At 71.0% G+C, this 22,038-nt stretch carries 17 protein-coding genes; 7 read left to right on the top strand and 10 right to left on the bottom strand.

All coding sequences use genetic code 11. From position 1 onward, the window contains the following. The first annotated feature begins 323 nt into the window (after positions 1–323). On the top strand, positions 324–1,598 hold the full coding sequence (locus tag OFY01_RS19925; protein WP_266601793.1) for a S53 family peptidase: 1,275 nt from the start codon (positions 324–326) through the stop codon (positions 1,596–1,598). Positions 1,599–1,647: 49 nt separating this feature from the next. Here the strand turns inward: OFY01_RS19925 and OFY01_RS19930 are convergent, their stop codons facing one another. Further along, a complete protein-coding gene (locus tag OFY01_RS19930; RefSeq protein WP_266601795.1) occupies positions 1,648–2,163 on the bottom strand; it encodes a hypothetical protein in 516 nt (171 codons plus the stop codon). Between the two features lie 213 nt (positions 2,164–2,376). Between OFY01_RS19930 and OFY01_RS19935 the strand changes: the two genes are divergently transcribed. Then, positions 2,377–3,168 carry a hypothetical protein gene (locus OFY01_RS19935; protein WP_266601797.1) on the top strand — a complete coding sequence of 264 codons (792 nt, stop codon included), beginning with the start codon at positions 2,377–2,379 and terminating at the stop codon, positions 3,166–3,168. A gap of 136 nt (positions 3,169–3,304) precedes the next feature. Here OFY01_RS19935 and OFY01_RS19940 read toward each other — a convergent pair whose 3' ends face one another. The 8 genes from OFY01_RS19940 to OFY01_RS19975 form a co-directional block, all read right to left on the bottom strand. Beyond that, complete coding sequence (locus tag OFY01_RS19940; protein WP_266601799.1) at positions 3,305–4,030, bottom strand: potassium channel family protein; 726 nt, start codon at positions 4,028–4,030, stop codon at positions 3,305–3,307. Continuing rightward, a complete protein-coding gene (locus OFY01_RS19945; protein ID WP_266601801.1) occupies positions 4,023–5,396 on the bottom strand; it encodes a TrkH family potassium uptake protein in 1,374 nt (457 codons plus the stop codon). Before OFY01_RS19945 ends, OFY01_RS19940 begins: the two co-directional genes overlap by 8 nt. A 141-nt stretch (positions 5,397–5,537) precedes the next feature. After that, complete coding sequence (locus tag OFY01_RS19950) at positions 5,538–6,953, bottom strand: vWA domain-containing protein (RefSeq protein WP_266601803.1); 1,416 nt, start codon at positions 6,951–6,953, stop codon at positions 5,538–5,540. Further along, the gene (locus OFY01_RS19955) at positions 6,950–7,807 is read right to left on the bottom strand and encodes an AAA family ATPase (protein ID WP_266601805.1); all 858 of its coding nucleotides are present in this window, start codon (positions 7,805–7,807) and stop codon (positions 6,950–6,952) included. Before OFY01_RS19955 ends, OFY01_RS19950 begins: the two co-directional genes overlap by 4 nt. Positions 7,808–7,845: 38 nt before the next feature. Next, positions 7,846–8,988 (bottom strand): Ppx/GppA phosphatase family protein, encoded by a 1,143-nt coding sequence (locus OFY01_RS19960; RefSeq protein WP_266601807.1) that lies wholly within the window; start codon positions 8,986–8,988, stop codon positions 7,846–7,848. A 121-nt stretch (positions 8,989–9,109) separates the two neighbouring features. Next, positions 9,110–9,844, bottom strand: coding sequence for an HAD family hydrolase (locus OFY01_RS19965; protein ID WP_266601809.1), 735 nt, complete (start codon positions 9,842–9,844; stop codon positions 9,110–9,112). A gap of 34 nt (positions 9,845–9,878) precedes the next feature. Further along, positions 9,879–10,367, bottom strand: a complete 489-nt coding sequence (locus OFY01_RS19970) for an Lrp/AsnC family transcriptional regulator (protein WP_266601810.1) — start codon at positions 10,365–10,367, stop codon at positions 9,879–9,881. 90 nt (positions 10,368–10,457) lie between these two features. After that, positions 10,458–11,558, bottom strand: a complete 1,101-nt coding sequence (locus tag OFY01_RS19975; RefSeq protein WP_266601812.1) for a LacI family DNA-binding transcriptional regulator — start codon at positions 11,556–11,558, stop codon at positions 10,458–10,460. A 324-nt stretch (positions 11,559–11,882) separates the two neighbouring features. Here OFY01_RS19975 and OFY01_RS19980 point away from each other — a divergent pair, with 324 nt between their 5' ends. From OFY01_RS19980 to OFY01_RS19995, 4 genes are all read left to right on the top strand, one after another. Beyond that, positions 11,883–13,157, top strand: a complete 1,275-nt coding sequence (locus tag OFY01_RS19980) for an extracellular solute-binding protein (protein WP_266601814.1) — start codon at positions 11,883–11,885, stop codon at positions 13,155–13,157. Positions 13,158–13,258: 101 nt separating this feature from the next. Beyond that, positions 13,259–14,251 (top strand): carbohydrate ABC transporter permease, encoded by a 993-nt coding sequence (locus OFY01_RS19985; protein ID WP_266601816.1) that lies wholly within the window; start codon positions 13,259–13,261, stop codon positions 14,249–14,251. Between the two features lie 18 nt (positions 14,252–14,269). Further along, positions 14,270–15,184, top strand: coding sequence for a sugar ABC transporter permease (locus OFY01_RS19990; RefSeq protein WP_266601818.1), 915 nt, complete (start codon positions 14,270–14,272; stop codon positions 15,182–15,184). A gap of 82 nt (positions 15,185–15,266) precedes the next feature. Beyond that, on the top strand, positions 15,267–16,928 hold the full coding sequence (locus OFY01_RS19995; RefSeq protein ID WP_266601820.1) for a glycoside hydrolase family 13 protein: 1,662 nt from the start codon (positions 15,267–15,269) through the stop codon (positions 16,926–16,928). A 71-nt stretch (positions 16,929–16,999) separates the two neighbouring features. On the opposite strand, the gene OFY01_RS20000 is transcribed toward OFY01_RS19995, so the two are convergent. Then, complete coding sequence (locus tag OFY01_RS20000) at positions 17,000–19,096, bottom strand: carbohydrate-binding module family 20 domain-containing protein (protein WP_266601822.1); 2,097 nt, start codon at positions 19,094–19,096, stop codon at positions 17,000–17,002. Between the two features lie 239 nt (positions 19,097–19,335). On the opposite strand from OFY01_RS20000, the gene pulA reads away from it, so the two are divergent. Further along, positions 19,336–22,035 (top strand): pullulanase-type alpha-1,6-glucosidase, encoded by a 2,700-nt coding sequence (gene pulA / locus OFY01_RS20005; RefSeq protein WP_323135536.1) that lies wholly within the window; start codon positions 19,336–19,338, stop codon positions 22,033–22,035. Positions 22,036–22,038 lie beyond the last annotated feature (3 nt).

The following is a 22,038-nucleotide window of genomic DNA, read 5'->3' on the forward strand; positions in this document are numbered from 1 at the left end:
CGGCGGCGGAGTCGTCGACCCGGCGCCCGGCGTCCCCCGGCGCCCTGTCCGCCCGCCCCGGCCGACAAGGGCGCCACCGCCGCCCTGCTGCCGATCACCCGGCCCCGGCCACGGCGTCGTCACCCCGTTCGGCATCGCCGCGGTGTCCCGGCACATCCTCACCACGTGCCTGCCCGCACCGGGCGCGCACTGCGCCGACGGGCACACCGCCCCGTTCACCGGCCGGCAGGACCGCCCGCCCGACCGACCGCCCCGCGTGGCGGAACAAGGCCGTCCGGGTGAATCTGGTGGAGGGCTCGGGGAGCCGGGAGAGGACGCCCTCCATGATCCGCAGAGCACATCTCCTCGCCGTGCCGCTGCTCGCCGCCGTCCTGACCACCGCGGTCACGGCGGTGAACGACCCCGACCGTCTTGCCTGCGAGCAGCGGACCGGCACGGACTGCTACACGTTCGGCCAGCTGCGCACCGCCTACGGCATCGACCGGCTCGCCCGACAGGGCCTGACCGGCACAGGCCGCACCGTCGCCGTCGTCGACTTCATCGGCGCGCCCGGCGTCCGCAAGGACCTCCAGACGTTCAGCGACCGGCTGGGGCTGCCCGCACCCGACCTGAGGATCGTGCACCACGCGCCGCACGACGGCCCCGCCGCGCCTTTCGACTGGAAGAACGACACGATGGCGAGCAGCGCGGAGGAGACCACCATGGACCTGGAGGCCGTCCACGCCTTCGCGCCCGAGGCGAAACTCGTCCTCCACCAGATCGGCGCCGCCCCGCGGGACGTGGACGACCAGTTGTCCCCCGACGCGTTCGCCGCCCTGATCGAGGTGCTCGGCGACATCGTCGAGCACAGGTCGGCCGACGTCGTCTCGCTCAGCCTCGGCTTTCCCGAACGAGGCTCCGGCGCGCGCGGCCACGACACGTACTACAAGAAGGCGTCCGAGCTCTTCCGGCTCGGAAACGAGACCGGCATGACGTTCGTGGCGGCCTCCGGCGACAACGGGGTCTTCGACCCCAACGCCTCGGACGACGGCACCCACGTACGCACCACCGAGTGGCCGGCGAGCGCCCCGCACGTGACAGGCGTCGGCGGCACCCGCCTCCACCTCGACGACAAGGGCCGCAGGACCGGGCCCGACACCGTCTGGAACGACGACCTGGGAGCCTCGGGCGGCGGCCTGTCCAAGGTGTTCGACCGGCCCCGCTTCCAGGCCGGCGGCAGGGTGGCCGCAGTCGCGGGCGGCCGGCGCGCCGTCCCCGACATCTCCATGACGGCCTCCGGCGACGGCAGCACCATGGTCTACATCACCGACGCCCACGGCGGTTCATGGCAGCCACTCGGCGGCACCAGTCTCGCCGCCCCGCTCTTCGCCGGCGTCGTCGCCCTCGCCGACCAGCGGCACGGCGGCGGCCTCGGCGACGTCAACACGCGCCTGTACGCCCTCGCCCCGACCCCGGGCGAGGGCGCGAGAGCCGGAGTCGTCGACGTCACGTCCGGCATCAACGGCGCCGGCGGCCATCGGGCGGGCGACGGCTACGACCTGGCGTCCGGGCTCGGCACCGTCGACGCGGTCAGACTCGTCCCGGCGCTCGCCCGGTGACGCCGGACCGGCCGCCGTCCCCGGTGATGCGGGTCGACCCGGCGGGGCGTCAGGAACCGTCCGTACGGCGCCTGCGGCCGCGATGGACGGCGGTGGCCAGGGAGCCGACGATCAGCGCGGCACCGGCGGCGATCTGCGACGGGCTCGCCTCGCCGATGCTGCCGCCCACACCGGCCCTGACGCCGTGCGGGCGATTGGTGCCGCCCGAGCTGATGGTGAGGGTCGTGGAGCCCTTCTCGCCGTCGCAGTCGAAGATGACGTCGTACTGCGCGCCCGGCTTGGCGTCGGGGTAGACCGTCGCGATCGCGGAGTGGCCCTCGTTCAACTGCGTCGAGTCGAAGACCGGCGAGTCGACGGTGACGGTCGGCACCTCGCAGCCCGTGGCGTTGAGAGTGACGGTGCCGCCGGGGGCCACCGTGGACGGGGTGACGCTGAAGCCGAAGGACGTGATGTTCGACTGCCGCCCGCCGTCGTCGGCCATGGCGAGGGGCGTGGACAGGGCGAGCACGGCGAGGGAAGCGGCGGCGGTCGAGGCCAGGGACGGGGCCAGGGATATGGAACGCATGAGCATCCTCTGCAACGCGCCGAAGAGGGCCCGCGAAGCCTGATCCCCGCGGGTCCGGAGAGCCTCCTCGACGACTGCGACGTTATGGACGCTGCGCGCCACCGGCCATCGGGCGGGGGCCGAACGGGGCAGCCGTCCGCGGGCCGCCCTCCGCTTCACCCGTGCGGACCGGCCCCCGCTGCCGCGCGCCGCGCGCGCGGGGATCATGGCCACGTGAACGACGGCTGGTGGCACCGCGACATCGTCGAGCCGGGCAAGCTGCCGCTGCTTCTCGCCCTTCTCGCGTTCGTCGTCACGTTCGCCGTCACCCGGCTGATCACCCGGCTGATCCGCGCGGGCAGAGGACCGTTCCGCAACATCTCGCCCGGCGGGCTGCACGTTCACCACGTGGTGCCGGGCATCGTCCTCATGACGGTGGGCGGGTTCACCGTGATAGCCGGAGGGCGCCACGGTTTCGGGTCCGCCGTCGCCGCGGCCGTGTTCGGCGCCGGCGCCGCGCTGGTGCTCGACGAGTTCGCCCTGGTGCTGCACCTCAGCGACGTCTACTGGACGAAGGAAGGAACCAAGAGCGTCGAGATCGTACTGGTCGTCGTCGCGCTGACCGGCCTGCTGCTCGCCGGTTTCGCGCCGTTCGGCGTCAACGGCCTCGACGACCAGGAACTGCGCAGCCGCGGCACGGTCATCCTGTTCGTCGGCGTACGGCTGCTGTTCTGCCTGATCGCGCTGGTGAAGGGCAAGCTCCGGCTCGCGGTCGTCGGCGTGCTCGTCCCGTTCGTGGCGCTCTTCGCGGCGGTGCGTCTGGCCCGGCCCGGCTCGCCGTGGGCGAAGCACCTGTACCGGCGCCGCCCACGGGCACGGGCCCGCGCCGCACGCCGCGCCTACCGCCACGACCGCCGCTGGAGCCGGCTGCGCCTCAAGGCCATCGACCTCATCGGAGGCACACCGACCGCCCACACGGGCGCGGGCACGGACACGGGCGTCGATCCCGACCGCCGCGACGCGTGAGCGCTGCGGGGCTCCGGGCGGTGCCCCGGGCCGCGGGCCCACTCAGCCGACGGGTACCTCGCCGATCACCGGTCCCGCACCGGGCCGCTGGGCATGTCCCGCTGCCATGTCAGCGTCACATCAGTGGCCTCTGTGCTCACATGAGTTCGGCGAAGGCCTCCACCTTCGACGTACGACCGGTGACGATGACGACGTCACCCTGCTCGACGACCGTGTCCGCGGTGGCGTGCGTGAAGTCCTGGCCGGGCCGCTTGATGCCGACGACGGTGACGCCGTACTTGCTGCGGACCAGGCTCTGCCCGAGCGCGACCCCGGTGGTGCACTCCGGGGCGAGCGTCTTGACCAGCGCGTAGTCGTCGTCGAACTCGATGAAGTCGAGCATCCGGCCGGTGACCAGGTGGGCGACGCGCTCGCCCATCTCGTGCTCGGGCAGCACCACGTGGTGAGCGCCGAGCCGCTCCAGGATCTGGCCGTGCTGGCGGCTGATCGCCTTCGCCCAGATGTTGGGCACGTCGGCCTCGAGAAGGTTGGACGTGACGAGGATGCTGGCCTCGATGTCGGTGCCGATGCCGACGACGGCGCTGGTGAACTCGGCCACGCCCAGCTGCTTGAGCACCTCGGGGTCGGTGCAGTCGGCGACCGCCGAGTGGGTCAGCGAGTCGCTCCACCTCTGGATCAGCCGCGGGTCGGTGTCGATGCCCAGGACGTCCCAGCCGCGGCGCATCAGCTCGTTGGCGAGCGAACTGCCGAACCGGCCCAGGCCGATCACGGCGACACGCTGGTCGCTGTGGTCGGAGTGGGCGTACTGCTCGGTCAGCCGCTTGTGGCGACGACGGCGCAGGGAGTGCAGGTAGTTACCCAATGACAGGTCGCTCCTCGGGAAGTTCGTAACGTCGGGTGCGTTCGCGCAGGGCGAGCGCCGAGACGAGGGTGATGGGACCGAGCCGGCCGATGAACATCAGGGCGACGAGGACGAGACGCCCGTCCGTCGGCAGATCACCGGTGATCCCGGTGGACAGACCCACCGTGCCGAACGCCGAGACCACCTCGAACAGGACCGGCTCAAGAGAGTCCTTCGTCATGGTCAGCAGCGCGAGCGTCGCCGACATGACCACGCCGATGCCCAGCAGCGACACCGTCAGCGCCTGACGCAGCACATGGGGTGCCAGGCGGCGGCCGAGGACCGCCGCGTTGGGCTCGCCACGCACCTCCGCGACCATCCCGGCGGCGAGCACCGCGAACGTGGTGACCTTGATGCCGCCCGCCGTTCCGGCGCTGCCGCCGCCGATGAACATCAGCATGCAGGTCAGCAGGAGCGTCGAGGAGTGCATCGAGGCGATGTCCACCGAGTTGAAGCCCGCGGTGCGGGTCATCGCCGAGTGGAAGAAGCCGAGCAGCAGCTTGTCGCCCCAGTCGAACGGGCCGAGCGTCGCCCGGTTCGACCACTCGAGCAGACACGTCAGGACGGTCCCAGTGATCAGCAGGCCCACCGTGGTGAGCACGGTCAGCTTCGTGTGCAGCGACCAGCCGCGCCGCCCCGTCGTGCGCCGCCGGTGCCGGTGGCGCAGCAGTTCCAGCAGGACGGGGAAGCCGAGCCCGCCCAGGATCACGGCGGCGGCGAGGGGAAGGACGACCCAGGGGTCGTCCGCGTACCGGGTGACGCTGTCGGGGCGCAGGCCGAAACCGGCGTTGTTGAAGGCCGATACGGCATGGAAATAGCCCTGGTGGAGCGCCTCGCCGACACTCTCGCCGTAGCCGAACCTGAACCGCAGCGAGAGCATCGCGCCGACGGCGAGCTCCACGACCAGCGTCGTCCCGGCGACACCGAGCAGCACCTTGCGTACGTCACCGATGCCGAAACTCTTCGTCTCGGCCGCCGCCGTCAACTGCATCCGCAGCCGCAGCCGCCCCGAGACGAGCAGCGCGAGGAACGACGCCAGCGTCATGATCCCGAAGCCGCCCACCTGGATCAGCGCGAGAATCACGCCCTCGCCGAACCCGCTCCAGTGCGCCCCGGTGTCGACCACCGCGAGCCCGGTCACGCACACCGCGGAGGTGGACGTGAACAAGGCGTCTACGAGACGCGTGGACGCACCGCCCTCGGACGCCATCGGCAGCGAGAGCAGCACCGTGCCCACCACGATCACCGCGGCGAACGCCATGACCACCGTGCGCGCGGGGTGGGCCGTGAACACGGACCCCAACGACCGCGGCATCCGTGCTGCCACCGCTGCGGCCCCTCTCGTCCTCGTCCACGTCGTCCCTGGTCACGCCGTCCGTGCGAACGGCGCCGGACATCGTAACTTGACGTGTTGTTGTCGCGCGCTTGACGAGCCCTTGGTGGCCTGTGCGACATGTCACGGCGCGACTCAGACCGGCAGGAGCCGCCCCACCAGCGCGCTGAGCTGCCGTGCGTCGCGGCACTCGTACATCGGCACGATCTGCCCGTACGCGCCCGCCACCGAGTCCCCCGTGTCCCACTGGGAGCGCGGCTCAGGGTTGAGCCAGTACGTACGCCGGGCCATGCGGGCGATGCGGCGCAGCGCCGCCAGGCCCGGATCCATCTGGTTCGTGCGGGCGTCGCCCAGGACGAACACCGACGACCGCGAGGTCAGCGCCGCCGCGTGGCGCTCCACGAACTCGGTGAGCGCGCCGCCGTAGTCACTGCTGCCGTGCCAACCGGTCACCGCCGCCTCGGTAGTGATCCGCCCGCCAAGGCCCTCGGGGTCGGCGGCGCCCCGCGCGATCAGCTCGGTCACCTCGTCGACCCGGTTGACGAACGCGAACACCCGGACCCTGCTGAACTGGTCGTGCAACGCCTGCACCAGCAGCATCGTGAAGTTGGCGAACCCCGCGACCGAGCCCGACACGTCGCACAGCAGCACAAGCTCGGGCCGGGCCGGACGGCGCCTGCGCAGTACCGGCCGCATCGGCACCCCGCCCGTGGAGAGCGAGCCGCGCAACGTGCGGCGCAGATCGATGTGGCCGCGGGCGGCGCGGCGCCTGCGCGCGGCAAGGCGAGTCGCCAGCTTCCGGGCCAGCGGATGCACGGCGCGGCGCAGCTCGGCCAGTTGGGACCGGCCCGCGTACAGGAAGTCCGCCCGGTCGGCCGTGCGCACCACCATGCGGCGGGCGATCTCGTCGGTACCGCGCCGCTCGGCGACCCGGCGGCGCGCCTCGGCGCGTACCAGCTCGCGGAAGTCCTCGATGCGGCGGCGGATCTCGTCGGCCTCGACGCGGTCGGTGAACGCCCCGCTCTCGCTCTCGCCGCCGCCCGCCCGCAGAGCGGCCCGCACACGCGCCAGCAGTGTCTGCGGGCGCAGCCGCTCCAGGGTCTGCTGCGCCGAGAAACCGTCCGAGCCGGGCGCCGACCCGTACCCGCCGAGCCCGTCGACCGCCTCGGCTGCCAGCGCGGCCATCGCCGCGCGATCACTCGCGGCCAGGGCCTCGGCGAGCCGGTCGCGCAGCCCGTCCCGGTCGAAGTCCTTCTCCTCGAAACGCGCGCCGTCCCCAGGGCCGTCCCCGCCCGGCGCCCCGACACGCCGCGGGAAGTACAGGTCGAAGACCGGGTCGAACACGGCGCGCTGCCCCCGGTCGTGCAGGAGCGCGGCGGCGAGCCCCTCACGCAACTGGTCCCGGTCGGCCAGGCCGAGCACCGCCACGGCGCGCGCCGCGTCCACGCTCTCGCCCGTGCCGATCCGGATGCCGTGCGTGCGCAGCGCCCGTACGAGCGAGGTGACCCGGTCGGGGACCGTGGCGGCGGTGGAGTGCGCGGGTGTGCTCATACGGCGTCCAGGTCCAGCTTCGCCGCGGCCGCCCGCACGTCCTCCTGGTGCTTGAGGACCACCCCGAGAGACGCCCGTACGACCTCCTCGTCGAGCCGGTCCGCGCCGAGCGCCAGCAGGGTGCGCGCCCAGTCCACCGTCTCGGCCACCGACGGCGCCTTGCGCAGGTCCATGGCGCGCAGCGCGCCCACCACGCGGACGAGGGACGCGGTGAGGACCTCGTCGAGGCCGGGGACCTTGAGGGCGACGATGCGGCGTTCGAGTTCCTCGTCGGGGAAGTCGATGTGCAGGAACAGGCAGCGGCGGCGCAGCGCCTCGGACAGCTCGCGGCTCGCGTTCGAGGTGAGCACCACGAAAGGGTGACGGGTCGCGGTGACCGTGCCCAGCTCGGGGACCGTCACCTGGAAGTCGCTGAGAACTTCCAGGAGAAGGCCCTCCACCTCCACGTCGGCCTTGTCCATCTCGTCGATGAGCAGCACCTTCGCGTCGTCGCCGCGGATCGCGGCGAGCAGCGGGCGCGGCAGCAGGAACTCCTCGCTGAAGATGTCCGTGCGGGTCTGGTCCCAGGTCTCGTCGCGGCCCGCCGTGATGCGCAGCAACTGCTTGGCGTGGTTCCACTCGTACAGGGCCCGCGACTCGTCGACGCCCTCGTAGCACTGCAGCCGGATCAGCCGCGCGTCAGTGATCGCCGCGACGGCCTTGGCCAACTCGGTCTTGCCGACGCCGGCCGGGCCCTCGACGAGCAGCGGCTTGCCGAGCCGGGCGGCGAGGAACACGGTCGTCGCCACGGCGGGCGAGGCAAGGTATCCGGTCTCGGCGAGCCGTGCGGTGACATCGTCGACGGAACGGAACAACGGGGCCTCCTGGACGAGCGTCGGTGAGGCCCAGCTGATCAGGTCCGGGCGGAGCCCACAACGAAGTCGGGCCGATCATGGCGCATGTCACGTCCGCCGTCCGCCGCGCCCACGGGCACCCCGGCCGTGCCGAGCGTCAGCGACGTGGCCCGGCGCGGCAACGGCGGCTGTGCGGACGGGTGATGGGACAGGTGGGGCTGATGGGGCAAGTGGGGCTGGTGGGACAGGGGCGTCTGGGGGCCCGACCACCACTCGGTGTCGCCCTCGATGCGCCTGAGCAGGATCCCCTCGCGGATCGCCCAGGGGCAGATCGTCAGCTCCCGGATGCCCATCAGCTTCATCGCGGTGTGCCCGACCAGCGCCCCGGCCAGCGACTGGTGGGCGCGCGGCGCCGAGATGCCGGGCAGTTCGGCGCGCCGTTCCGGTTCGAGCGCCGCGAGTTCGGCGACCGCCGCGCGCAGCGCGCCGCGCCGCAGCGTACGCGCCACGAACGGGCCGTGCCGTCCCGGCGGCGCCCCGCACAGCCGGGCCAGCTGGGTGAAGGTGCGGGAGGTGGCGGCGGCGGTGATCGGGCCCTCCCAGCGGATCCGCGCGGCCACGTCCCTGAGCTGATGCCGCACATGCCGGCGCAACGCCTTGAGGGCGTCGTCGGTGGGCCGCCCCTCCAGGGAGTCCGCCAGATGCTCGCGGGTCAGGCGCCGCGCCCCGAGTGGCAGCGACACCGCGAAGTCCGGAAGGCGGCCCCGCCCGAACGCCACTTCGAGGGAGCCGCCGCCGATGTCGAGGACACCGAGCGGTCCGGCCCGCCACCCCATCCAGCGCCGTGCGGCCAGGAACGTCAGCTCCGCCTCCACCTCACCGGGCAGTACCCGCAGCCGCACCCCGGTCCCCTCCGCCACGGCCCGCAGCACCTCCGCGCGGTTGGGCGCGTCCCTGACGATGGCCGTCGCGAACGCGAACGGCTCGTCGCTGCCCCACCGTTCGGCCTGTGCGCACGCCTCGCCCACCGCCTCCACGACGCGCTCCACGGCGCGTGGGCCGAGTCTGCGGTCGCCGTCGACCTGTTCGGACAGCCGTAGCCGCCGTTTGGCCGTGTGCACCGGAAGCGGTGCGCCGTCTCGTACGTCCGCGACCGCGAGCCGCACGGTGTTCGAGCCGACATCGATCACACTGATACGCATGATCGTTCGAGTACCCGAACGAGCGAATCCCAAGCCGAGCGGCCCGCCGAGCGGCCCCGTCGGACGGCCGCGCCGGGCGGTTTGCGAGCGGCGCGGTCCCGCTCGCGGTGGTGTGCCGTGGTCAAGCCGCCGACGCCGACCGCTCCAGCCACTCGCACGCGGCCCGCGCCGTGAACTCCTCCTGCCCGCCCTTGAACAACAGGTCGACCGTGGTGAACGCCGGATCGTCCGCCTGGGCGGCGACATACGGCACCGCGATGCACCGCATCCCCGCCGCGTGCGCCGCCGCGGCCCCCGGCGCCGCGTCCTCGATGACGACGCAGCACCCCGGCCGCACGCCCAGGCGGCGGGCCGCCTCCAGGAACACGTCGGGGGCGGGCTTGCCCCGGCCGACCTCGTCCGCCGACACGCGCAGCGGCAGCGGGCCGGCGAGTCCGGTGCCCGTCAGGATCGCGTCGATCGCCTCCGGCGAGGAACCCGACGCCACGATCATGGGCACGCCCGCCTCGCGCAGGTGTTCCACGAACAGTCGCATCTGCGGGAAGACGTGGGTGTCGGCGCGCGCGAACTCCAGATAGCGGGTGTTGGCGTCGGCGAGCATCTCGGCGGCAGGAGCCTCGATCCCGTACCGGCGCCGCCAGATCTCGATGGTCTCCAAGGTGGAGATGCCGACGTACGTCTCGTGGTCGGCCCAGGTGAAGTCCGTGACGCCGTACCGGGCGAGGGTGCCGAGCGATGCCTTGAAGTAGTTGGGCTCGCTGTCGACGAGGGTGCCGTCGAGGTCGAAGACGACCGCGACGCGGCCGAAGCGGTACGCGGGGGCGTCCGCGTCGTACGGGGCATGTCGGTCGTTCATGCCTTCCAGCATGCAGGAAGGCGCCTGAATCGACTCAGCCGCCGTCCGTGGTGGCGGCCGCCCGCCCCACCGACTCGACCAGCGGCAGAACGCGGTGCGGCACTCGCTCGCGCAGGGCCACCTCGGTGCGGGTGCGGACCACGCCGGGCAGCCGGTTGAGCTGCTGCACGACGTCCTCCAGGTGTTCGGCGTCGCGGGCCGCCACCCGGGCGAGCAGGTCGCCCGCGCCGGTGATCGAGTGCGCCTCGATGATCTCCGGCACGGCTGCGAGCCCGTCCCCGACGTCCGCGAGATGGCCCTGGGTGACCTCGATGTGCACGAAGGCGAGGACCGGGTGGCCGAGCGCCGCGGGGGAGAGGGTGGGCGCCGAACCGGTGATCACGCCGTCGCGCTCCAGGCGGTCGAGCCGGGCCTGAAGTGTGCCCCGGGCGATGCCCAGGATGCGTGCGTACTCGCGCACGCTCGTCCTGGGCTGTTCGAGCAGGAGCCGCAGGATGCGGGTGTCGAGCTGGTCCACGGCCATCGGGCGGACTCCTTCGGTGGCGCTGTCGATCGCGCCCGACTGTACCAATGGCCCAGTGGTTCCGCCTCATGGCAGCCGCCTGCTCCCGATTCAGCGAGCCCCGGCGGCCCCCGCGGCCCCGGTGACGCCGGGTCCCGACGCCGTGGAGCCGCGCACCACCAGTTCCGGCATGAACACGAACTCGGTGTGCGGCGCGGGCGTGCCGCCGATCTCCTCGAGCACCGCGCGGACCGCGGCCTGCCCCATCGCCTGCACCGGCTTGCGCACCGTCGTCAGCGGAGGGTCGGTGAAGGCGATCAGCGTCGAGTCGTCGAAGCCGACCACCGACACGTCGTCGGGCACTTCGAGGCCGCGCTGGCGGACCGTGCGGATCGCGCCGAGCGCCATCATGTCGCTGGCGCAGACGATCGCCGTGCAGCCGCGGTCGAGCAGATCCGCCGCGGCGGCCTGACCGCCCTCCAGCGTGTAGAGCGAGTGCTGGACGAGGTCCCGTTCGACCTCCGCCGCCGGCAGGCCGAAACGCTCCTGCATGGCGCGCACGAACCCCTCGATCTTGCGCTGCACCGGCACGAACCGCTTCGGCCCGAGCGCGAGCCCGATCCGCGTGTGCCCGAGCGCGGCCAGATGCGTCACCGCCAACTGCGTCGCCGCCCGGTCGTCGGGCGATATGAACGGCGCCCGCACCTTCGGCGAGAATCCGTCCACCAGCACGAACGGCACACCCTGCGCCCGCAGTTGCTCGTAGCGCCGGGTGTCGGCCGTGGTGTCGGCGTGCAGCCCGGAGACGTAGATGATGGCGGTCACGCCCCGGTCCACGAGCATCTCGGTGAGCTCGTCCTCGGTCGAGCCGCCCGGTGTCTGCGTGGCCAGGACCGGTGTGTACCCCTGGCGGGTCAGGGCCTGCCCGATCACCTGGGCGAGCGCCGGGAAGATCGGGTTCTCCAGCTCCGGCGTGATCAGTCCGACCAGGCCCTCGCTGCGCTGCCGCAGCCGCACCGGCCGCTCGTAGCCGAGCACGTCGAGGGCGGCGAGCACCGACTGGCGGGTGCCCGCCGCGACCCCGGGCTTGCCGTTGAGGACCCGGCTGACCGTCGCCTCGCTCACCCCCGCCTGCACGGCGATGTCGGCGAGCCGCGCGGTCGCGGGTGGGGACGGCACCGGCCGGGCGGCCTGCGCGGGCTGCTGCGTCATCGCACTCCTCGTAAGGATGGTGTGGTCTGGGCCGATGATTCCCCGCGTCACACCTCGATGGCAAGACCTTGCAGAGCCTTGCAGTATGGCAAACCGCTACTTAATCGGGCATAACTTCACCGATCGCGCGACATCTTGTCGGTCACGAAGCGATAACTAGCCACGTTGGCTGCAATTTTTTGCTGCAAGGTCTTTCGCCGAGACTTCCACGCTGTTACGTTCACGTCGCCCGGCGGCGGCAACGGCGCAGTCGGCAAGTCGGCCAGCGGAGCGGACGGGACCGCTCCTCGCCCACTCACGGGCCTTCACTCTCTAGGAGATCTCATGCGGCGTGGCATAGCGGCCACCGCGGTGGTGGCGTCCCTCGCAATCGCGGCGACGGCCTGCGGTGGCAGTGACAGCGGCAGCGGCAAGGCGTCAGGCCCGGTCACGATCACGTGGTGGGACACCTCGAACGCGACGAACGAGGCACCCACCTACAAGGCCCTGATCAAGCAGTTCGAGAAGGCGAACCCGAAGATCAAGGTCAAGTACGTGAACGTGCCCTTCGACCAGGCACAGAACAAGTTCGACACCGCGGCCGGCGCCAGCGGCGCCCCGGACGTGCTGCGCGCCGAGGTCGGCTGGACGCCGGCGTTCGCCAAGAAGAGCTACCTGCTCCCGCTGGACGGCACGGAGGCCCTCGCCGACAAGTCGAAGTTCCAGCCGAACCTGATCAAGCAGGCCCAGTACCAGGGCAAGACCTACGGTGTCCCGCTGGTCACCGACACCCTCGCCTTCCTCTACAACAAGGCCCTCTTCAAGAAGGCCGGGATCACCCAGGCGCCCACCACGTGGGCGGAACTGAAGTCCGACGCCGCCAAGGTCAAGGAGAAGACCGGCGCCGACGGCTACTGGGGCTCGACCGCGGGCTACTACTCGATGCCGTTCCTGTTCGGCGAGGGCACCGACACCGTCGACGCGGCCGCCAAGAAGATCACCATCGGCTCCGCCCCGGCGAAGAAGGGGCTCGCCACCTGGCAGAGCCTGTTCCACGGCAAGGGCCTGCACAAGGCGGACATCACCGCCGACGCCTACGCCCACATCGAGGACGCCTTCGTCAACGGCAAGGTCGCCTCGATCATCCAGGGCCCCTGGGAGATCACGAACATCTACAAGGGCTCGGCCTTCAAGGACAAGTCCAACCTCGGCATCGCCACCGTCCCGGCCGGCTCCGCCGGCAAGGCGGGCGCCCCGACCGGCGGCCACAACCTGTCGGTGTACGCGGGCTCGGACAAGGCGCACCAGGCCGCGTCCCTCAAGTTCGTCAAGTGGATGACGTCGGCGTCGTCGCAGGAGCAGATCGCGCTGAAGAACTCGACGCTGCCGACGCGCTCGGACGCCTTCACCGCCAAGGTCACCGCCGACCCGGGCATCGCCGGCTTCGAGAAGGTGCTCGGCGCCGCCCAGCCGCGGCCCGAGCTGCCCGAGTACAGCTCGCTGTGGGGGCCGATGGACCAGGAGCTGCCGAAGATCGCCACCGGCAAGGAGTCCCTGGACAAGGGCGTCGGCAACCTGGAGACGTCGTTCGCCAAGCTCGTGCCCGGCTTCTCCAAGTGACCGTCCGTTCCGCGTAGTCGGGCCGGTCCGTGCCCCCGGAGGGGGAGGCACGGACCGGCCTGAGGCCGTCGCGGAACCCGAACTCCCCGAAGGTGCCCGCCATGACCCTCGCCGTCGACCCACCGGCCACCCAGAGCCGCGAGCCGCGCCCGGGACCGATCCGGCGTCTGAAGGACTCCTACCGTACGTACTGGTACGCGTACGCGATGATCGCCCCGGTCGTCGTGGTCCTCGGCGCCCTCGTCGGCTACCCCCTGGTGCGGGGCCTCTACCTGACGCTCACCGACGCCACCAGCCTCAACTCCGCCCGCACCATCGGCGTCAACCACATCGACGCCACCTACAAGTTCGTCGGCCTGCACAACTACGCCGACATCCTGTGGGGCCCGACCGCCTACGACCGGTTCTGGTCGCACTTCATCTGGACCGTGGTGTGGACGGTGGCCTGCGTCGCCCTCCACTACACCATCGGGCTCTCGCTCGCGATGCTGCTCAACCAGAAGCTGCGCGGCCGCACCTTCTACCGGCTGCTGCTCGTCCTGCCGTGGGCGGTCCCCACCTTCGTCACCGTCTTCTCCTGGCGCATCATGCTCTCCGACGGCGGCGCCATCAACCAGGTGCTCGGCGCGCTCCATCTGCCGCAGCCCGCCTGGCTGGAGGACGTCTTCTGGCAGCGGTTCACCGCGATCATGGTGAACACCTGGTGCGGCGTGCCCTTCATGATGGTCTCGCTCCTCGGCGGTCTGCAGTCCATCGACGCGAGCCTGTACGAGGCGGCCGAGATGGACGGCGCGAGCGCCTGGCAGCGCTTCCGGCACGTCACCCTGCCGGGCCTGAAGTCGGTCAGCTCGACGGTGGTGCTGCTCGGCGTCATCTGGACCTTCAACCAGTTCATCATCATCTTCCTGCTCTTCGGCAACAACAACCCCGATGTGCAGATCCTCGTGAACTGGGCCTACTACCTCGGCTTCGGCCAGCAGCCACGCGACTTCGCGCAGTCGGCCGCCTACGGCGTCCTGCTGCTGTCGATCCTGGCCGTCTTCACCACCGCCTACCGCCGCTGGCTGGTCCGCGACGACCAGCCCGCCGTCTGACGCCGCAGGAGCCGCACCATGAGCACCTCGACCCTCGACACGCCCTCGCGCAGCGGGCCGCGGCCGACCGCGACCGAATCCACCGGCCGCCGGGTGCGGCGGCGCGGGGAGCGCAGCAGGCTCGCCACCGTCCTCTCGCACGCCGCACTGATCGTCGCCGGTCTGATCGCGCTGCTCCCGATCGCCTGGCTGGTCCTGCTCTCCCTGGGACCGGACAAGAACGATTACCTGCACCCCGGCGGCATCGCGCACAAGGCATCGCTGTCCAACTACAGCTTCGTCCTCGAACACACGCAGTTCTTCGAGTGGCTCAAGTCGACGCTGATCGTGGCGTGCGGCACCGCGTTCATCGGCGTCCTGTTCGCCGCGACCACCGGCTACGCGGTCTCGCGCATGCGCTTCCCCGGCTACCGGGGCCTGATGTGGGTGCTGCTGCTCACGCAGGCGTTCCCGATCGCCGTTCTGATCGTGCCGATGTACCAGATCCTCACGGACCTGCGTCTCATCGACAACTACCTCGGTCTGATCCTCGTCTACTGCGGCACGGCCGTGCCCTACTGCACGTGGCTGCTCAAGGGGTACTTCGACACGATCCCGTTCGAGATCGACGAGGCGGGACGCGTCGACGGGCTCAGCCCGTTCGGCGCGTACGTGCGCCTCATCCTGCCGCTGGCCCGGCCGGGTTTGGCCGTCGCCGCGTTCTACTCGTTCATCACGGCCTTCGGCGAGGTCGCGTTCGCCACCACGTTCATGCTCGACGACTCCAAGTACACCCTGGCCGTCGGCCTGCAGAGCTTCATCAGCGAGCACGACGCCCAGTGGAACTACATGGCGGCCACCGCGGTGTTGATCGCCGTACCGGTCTCCGCGTTCTTCTACCTTGTCCAAAAACACCTGGTCACCGGCCTCACCGCCGGCGGAACCAAGGGCTGACCCGCACCAGCTCACGAGCTGTGAAGCTCGCCTACCCCTGCACCCCGACCAGTTGCCGGCTCCTTCACGCAGCAAGGACACCATGACCCAGCACTCAACGGACGCCACCGAGGCACGCCCCGCCACCCGCGAGGCCACCGACTGGTGGCGCGACGCGGTGATCTACCAGGTCTACCCGCGCAGTTTCGCCGACAGTGACGGCGACGGAACCGGTGATCTCGAAGGCATCCGCCGCCGTCTGCCGCACCTGCGCGACCTCGGCGTCGACGCCGTCTGGCTCAGCCCGTTCTACGCCTCGCCGCAGGCCGACGGCGGCTACGACGTCGCCGACTACCGGGCCGTCGACCCGATGTACGGCTCGCTCCTCGACGCCGACGCGGTGATCCGCGACGCCCACGGACTGGGCCTGCGCGTCATCGTCGACCTCGTCCCCAACCACTCGTCCGACCAGCACGAATGGTTCCGCCGCGCCGTCGCCGAGGGCCCCGGCTCACCGCTGCGCGAGCGCTACCACTTCCGTCCCGGCAAGGGCGCCCACGGCGAACTGCCCCCCAACGACTGGGAGTCCATCTTCGGTGGCCCCGCCTGGACCCGGCTGCCCGACGGCGACTGGTACCTCCACCTCTTCGCACCGGAACAGCCCGACTTCAACTGGGAACACCCGGCCGTCGCCGACGAGTTCCGCTCCATCCTGCGGTTCTGGCTCGACATGGGCGTCGACGGCTTCCGCGTCGACGTGGCCCACGGCATGGTCAAGGCGGAGGGCCTGCCCGACATCGGCGGCGGCGACCAGCTCAAGCTGCTCGGCAACGACGTCATGCCGTTCTTCGACCAGGACGGCGTCCACGCCATCTACCGCTCCTGGCGCACGATCCTCGACGAGTACGACGGCGACAGGATCTTCGTCGCCGAGGCATGGACCCCCACCGTCGAGCGCACGGCGAACTACGTCCGCCCCGACGAACTGCACCAGGCGTTCAACTTCCAGTACCTGGGCGCTCCCTGGGAGGCGGGCGAGCTGCGCGCCATCATCGACAGCTCGCTCGACGCGATGCGCCCGGTCGGAGCCCCCGCCACCTGGGTCCTGTCCAACCACGACGTCACCCGGCACGCCACCCGCTACGCCAACCCGCAGGGCCTCGGCACCCAGATCCGCACCCCCGGTGACCGCGCGCTCGGCCTTCGCCGCGCCCGCGCCGCCACTCTCCTCATGCTGGCGCTGCCCGGCTCCGCCTACCTCTACCAGGGTGAGGAACTGGGCCTCCCCGACGTCACGGACCTGCCCGACGAGGTGCGCCAGGACCCGTCGTTCTTCCGCGCCCAGGGGCAGGACGGCTTCCGCGACGGCTGCCGGGTGCCGATCCCGTGGACCGTGGACGGCCCCTCGTACGGCTTCGGTGACGGCGGCAGCTGGCTGCCGCAGCCCAGCACCTGGGGCGCGCTCAGCGTCGAGGCGCAGACCGGCGACCCCGACTCCACCCTTGAGCTGTACCGCGCCGCCCTCGCCGTGCGGCGCGAACAGCCGGGGCTCGGGGCCGGCGACCGCGTCGAGTGGCAGGAGGGCGTCCCGGGCGGCCTGCTCGTCTTCCGCAGGCCCGGCTTCGCCTGCACGGTCAACACGACCGGCGGACCGGCCCGCATCCCCGCGCCCGGCAGGGTGCTGCTCGCCTCCTCGCCGGTGACGGTCGCCGACGGTCACATCGAACTGCCCGCCGACACGACGGTGTGGTGGGAGACCACCTGACCGCCGGGGAACAGGTACACCAGAAGGGGGCCGGTGCGTGGCACCGGCCCCCTTCGCCTGCTCTTCGTCCGCTACTGCCAGGTGTCGCTCGTCGAGTACGCGGCGTTCGTACCGGTCGTGTAGGACCGGTTGGAACCGGACTCCCACGTCACGTTCCCCGACGCGTCCTTCTTGATGTACTTGTACTCGAAGGACGTCGACTTCGAAACGATGGCCGTGCCGCCCCAGGAGGGGTACGCGGCCGACGACAGCGCGATCGCGTCGTCGGTGTTCCAGGAGCCGAGCGAGGGGATCGACCCGACGACGTAGACGTTGGTGCCGTAGGCCGTCGTCGCGTTCACCGTGAACGTGACAGCGGTGGCGTCCGCGTTCGCCACGTTCCAGGAGTTGTTCACCGTGACGGCCGAAGTGCCCGTGGTGAGCGCCCTGTTGGCATTGGTCTCCCAGGTGACGTTCCCCGACGCGTCCTTCTTGATGTACTTGTACTCGATGGAGGATGAGGCCGGGACGGCGATGTCCTTCTTCCAGATCGGGTAGTCCGTGGAGGACAGCTTCACGGCGTTCGCCGGGTCCCACGAGCCGAGCGCGGGCACGGAACCGACGACGTACACATTGGTGCCGGACGTCGTGGAGGCGTACTCGTCGAACGTCGCGGTGACCGTGTCACCGCTCGTTCCGCCCGAACCGCCGCTGGAGCCACCGCAGCCGACGGTGCAGGTGTAGCCACCGACGTAGAACGCGACCGCGCCCTTCGCCGGCACCGTCAGCTCCGCCTTCCCGCCGGAGACGGTGACCGAGGTGGCGCCGCCGTCGATGACGTTCTTGTACGTGCCGTCGGGCAGGCCCGTCGTGTACGTGTAGGTGTTCGCGGAGGACGAGTTGTTGAGCGCGATGAAACCGGTAGTGCCGCGGCTGAAGCCGATCACGTTCGACGCGGGCGACTGCCAGTTGGCGACGTCACCGGAGACCGCGTTGTGCCAGGCGACCATCCCGGTGAGCGCGGTGTCGCGGTCGTAGCAGTTCCAGGCGCTGCTGGAGCAGTTCGTGTCCGTGACGAACCCGTTGCCGTCGTTCGGCGGCGCCTGGTCGCTCTGGTCGAACGTCCAGGAGGCGAAGACCGAGGGGCGGCCGTAACCGCGCGCCAGCTGGTAGAGGTTGGCCAGCTTGTAGGCGTCGCCGTCCTTGTAGCTGAGCGAGTAGCCGTTGCGCTCGGTGTCGTGATTGGTGATCATCGTGTTGGAGTGGGCCTCGTCGGCCAGGCCCCAACTGCTGCCGAACGTCTTGAGGTTGGCGATGTCGCCGCCGTTGAACTGGTCCTTGAGCTTCGAGGCGTAGGTGAAGTCGATGACGTCACCGGTGCCGTAGTAGTCGCTCAGGGCGGGCGGTTCGCCCGGGTACACCTCCTGCGTGATGTACGGCTTCTCGCCCGACGTGGTGGTGTGCAGCGCGCCGAACATGGCGGACAGGTCGGCCGCCTCGATGTGCTTGGCCGCGTCGACGCGGAAGCCGTCGACCCCCATGTCGATCTGCTTGTTGAGGTAGCCCTCGAGGGTGCTGCGGACGTGGGTCTCGTTGGTGTCCAGGTCCGGCATGCCGAGCAGCTCGCAGTGCTGCACCTCCCACTGGTTGGTCCAGTCGGAGATCGTCTTGGTGCAGTCGTCGCTGTCCGGCGGGCTGTAGTCCGGGGTCGTGTACTTGTCGGTGATCGTGGTGCCGTCGTACCCCGTGCCGGTCTGCGCGGCGGTGTGGTTGATGACGGCGTCCGTGATGACCTTGATGCCCGCCGCGTGGCAGGTGTCGATCATGTTCTTGAAGTCGGTCTCGTTGCCGAACCGGCTGTTGAGCTTGTACGAGTACGGCTGGTAGACGTCCCACCAGTAGAAGTTCGCCTGCTTGAGCGACTCCTCGGGCGGGGCGACCTGGACGGCGCCGTAGCCCGCCGGGTCGAGGACGTCGGTGCACTCCTTGCCCACCGACTTCCAGTTCCACTCCCACAGGTTGGCGATCACGTCGCCGTTCTTGACTCCCGTGTCGGTCGCGGTGGCGGCAGCGGCGGGGGCGGCCGAGGCGGGCAGGGCCACCAGGCCGCCGAGCGCGAGGGCGCCGACGGCGAAGGCGGCGGCGGTGCGCCGTCTCGGGCGGGGTGGTCGGGCAGGGGAATGACGCATTGCGGCTCCTGGATGTGGGGTTTCCGGACGGTCGATGACGTCCGGTGCGCGTGTGACGCACCGTGAGCGTGCGCGAGTTGAGAAGGGCACGTCAAGGTACGTGCTGAAAATTCTTGCTATGAGTTTCAGGAGTCTTGCTGCAAGGTTACGGCGAGCGGTACGGTCGCGCGGCGGACCGGAGCCGCTCGGCCCGGTTGTGCAGTCACCCAAGGACCTTCAGGCCGCGAGGAGTTCACACAGTGAGACGTACCAGCCGAATACCACGGACGCGGGCGACCGCGTGGGCGGTCGCCCTCGCCCTCGTCGTGGCACTGCTCCAGACCCTCACGGCCGCGGCGGCGGGCGCGGACCCGGCCGTCGACCTCTCGGCGGCCCGCGCGCAGTGGATCGACGCCGACACCGTTGTGTGGAAGGTGAGCGCGCCGGCCGGGACCAGCGAGCAACTGCTGTACGCCGCCCGCGGCGGCCTGCGCGCCGAGAACGGGACGATCGACGGGGCCGACAGCCACCGCATCGCCCTGCGACCGGCCTCCCTCACGGACGCGCAGAAGGCCCAGTACCCCAACCTCAAGGACTTCCCGGCGTTCCGTATCGCGCGGCGCGACCGCGGCAGGGTCCGTACCGCCCTGCGCGGACAGGTGATCGCCACGCAGCGCGCGGCGGACGGCGCGCTGCTCGCCGCGACGGGCGTCCAGATCCCCGGAGCGCTCGACGCCCTGTACGGCCGCGCGGCGAAGAACGCCGCCCTGGGGCCGGTCTTCAAGGGCGGCGAGGTGACCCTGTCGGTGTGGGCGCCCACCGCGCGTGACGTGCGCCTCGACCTCGACGGCACCACCGTGGCGATGCGCCGCGACCCGTCGACCGGCGTCTGGTCCGCGACCGGCCCGGCGGCGGCCTGGCGCGGCAGGACCTACCGCTACGCCGTGACCGTCTGGGCCCCCACGGTCCAAAGGCTCGTCACCAACAAGGTCACCGACCCGTACTCGGTGGCGCTCACGGCCGACTCACGGCGCAGCGTCGTCGCCGACCTCGACGACCCGGCGCTCGCCCCGGCGGGCTGGACCCACCTGCGCAAGCCGAAGGCCGTCGCCATGAAGGATGCGCAGATCCAGGAGCTGCACATCCGCGACTTCTCGGTCGCCGACACCACGGTGCCCGCCCGCCACCGCGGCACCTACCTGGCCTTCACGGACCGCGACAGCGACGGTTCGCGCCACCTGCGCCGCCTGGCGGCATCGGGCACGTCGTTCGTCCACCTGCTGCCCGCCTTCGACTTCACCACGGTCCCCGAGAGGAAGTCCGAACAGGCCGTCCCCGGCTGCGACCTGTCCTCCTACGCCCCCGACAGCGACCAGCAGCAGGCGTGCGTGGCGAAGACCGCCGCGAAGGACGCCTACAACTGGGGCTACGACCCGTACCACTTCACGGTCCCGGAGGGCTCCTACGCCACCGACCCGAACGGCACCCGCCGCACCGTCGAGTTCCGGCGCATGGTGCAGGCGATCAACCACGACGGGCTGCGCGTCGTCATGGACGTCGTCTACAACCACACCGCGGCCAGCGGCCAGGCCAAGACGTCGGTCCTCGACCGGATCGTGCCCGGCTACTACCAGCGGCTGATGGACGACGGCTCGGTGGCGACCTCGACGTGCTGCGCCAACACCGCGCCCGAGCACACCATGATGGGCAAGCTCGTCGTCGACTCCATCGTCACCTGGGCCAAGGAGTACAAGGTCGACGGGTTCCGCTTCGACCTGATGGGCCACCACCCCAAGGCCAACATCCTCGCGGTCAGGAAGGCGCTCGACGCGCTGACGCCAGCCAAGGACGGCGTCGACGGCAAGAAGATCATCCTCTACGGCGAGGGCTGGAACTTCGGCGAGGTCGCCAACGACGCCCGCTTCGTCCAGGCCACGCAGCAGAACATGGCGGGCACCGGCATCGCCACGTTCTCCGACCGCGCCCGGGACGCCGTGCGCGGCGGCAGCCCCTTCGACTCGGACCCCGGGGTGCAGGGCTTCGCCTCCGGCCTCTACACCGACCCCAACACCTCGACCGCCAACGGCAGCCCGGCCCAGCAGCGCGCCCGTCTGCTCCACTACCAGGACCTCATCGAGGTCGGCCTGTCGGGAAACCTGGCGGCGTACCGGTTCACGGACAGCACGGGCAAGAAGGTCAAGGGCGCGGAGGTCGACTACAACGGCCAGCCCGCGGGCTACGCGGACGCCCCCGGCGACGCCCTCGCCTACACCGACGCCCACGACAACGAGTCCCTCTACGACGCGCTCACCTACAAGCTGCCCGTGACCACCAGCACCGCGGGCCGCTCCCGCATGCAGGTACTCGCGATGGCCACGGCCGCGCTCTCGCAGGGCCCGGCGCTCTCCCAGGCGGGCAGCGACCTGCTGCGCTCCAAGTCCCTCGACCGCAACTCGTACGACAGCGGAGACTGGTTCAACGCGATCCACTGGGACTGCCGCCAGGGCAACGGCTTCGCCCGAGGTCTGCCGCCGGCGCCGGACAACCAGTCCAAGTGGTCGTACGCCAAGCCCCTGCTGACGTCGGTGCCGGTGCCCGGCTGCGCCACCATCCGCCGGACGTCCGCCGCCTACCAGGACCTGCTCCGCATCCGCACCACCGAGCCGGTCTTCCATCTGGCCACGGCCGCGCAGGTGCAGAGCGCCCTCTCCTTCCCGCTCTCCGGGAAGGACGAGACGCCCGGCGTCATCACGATGCGCCTCGGTGACCTGCTGATCGTCTTCAACGCGACACCCGGACAGCAGCGCCAGACCGTTCCCGGGGCGGCGGGCCAGGCGTACCGCCTGCACCCGGTGCAGGCGGCGGGCGCGGACGCCACGGTCAAGCAGGCGACCTACGCACCGAGCACGGGCACCTTCACGGTGCCGGGACGCACGGTGGCGGTGTTCAAGCGGCGCTGAGCC

This window comes from Streptomyces beihaiensis (assembly GCF_026274175.1).
Classification (GTDB): Bacteria; Actinomycetota; Actinomycetes; order Streptomycetales; family Streptomycetaceae; genus Streptomyces; species Streptomyces beihaiensis.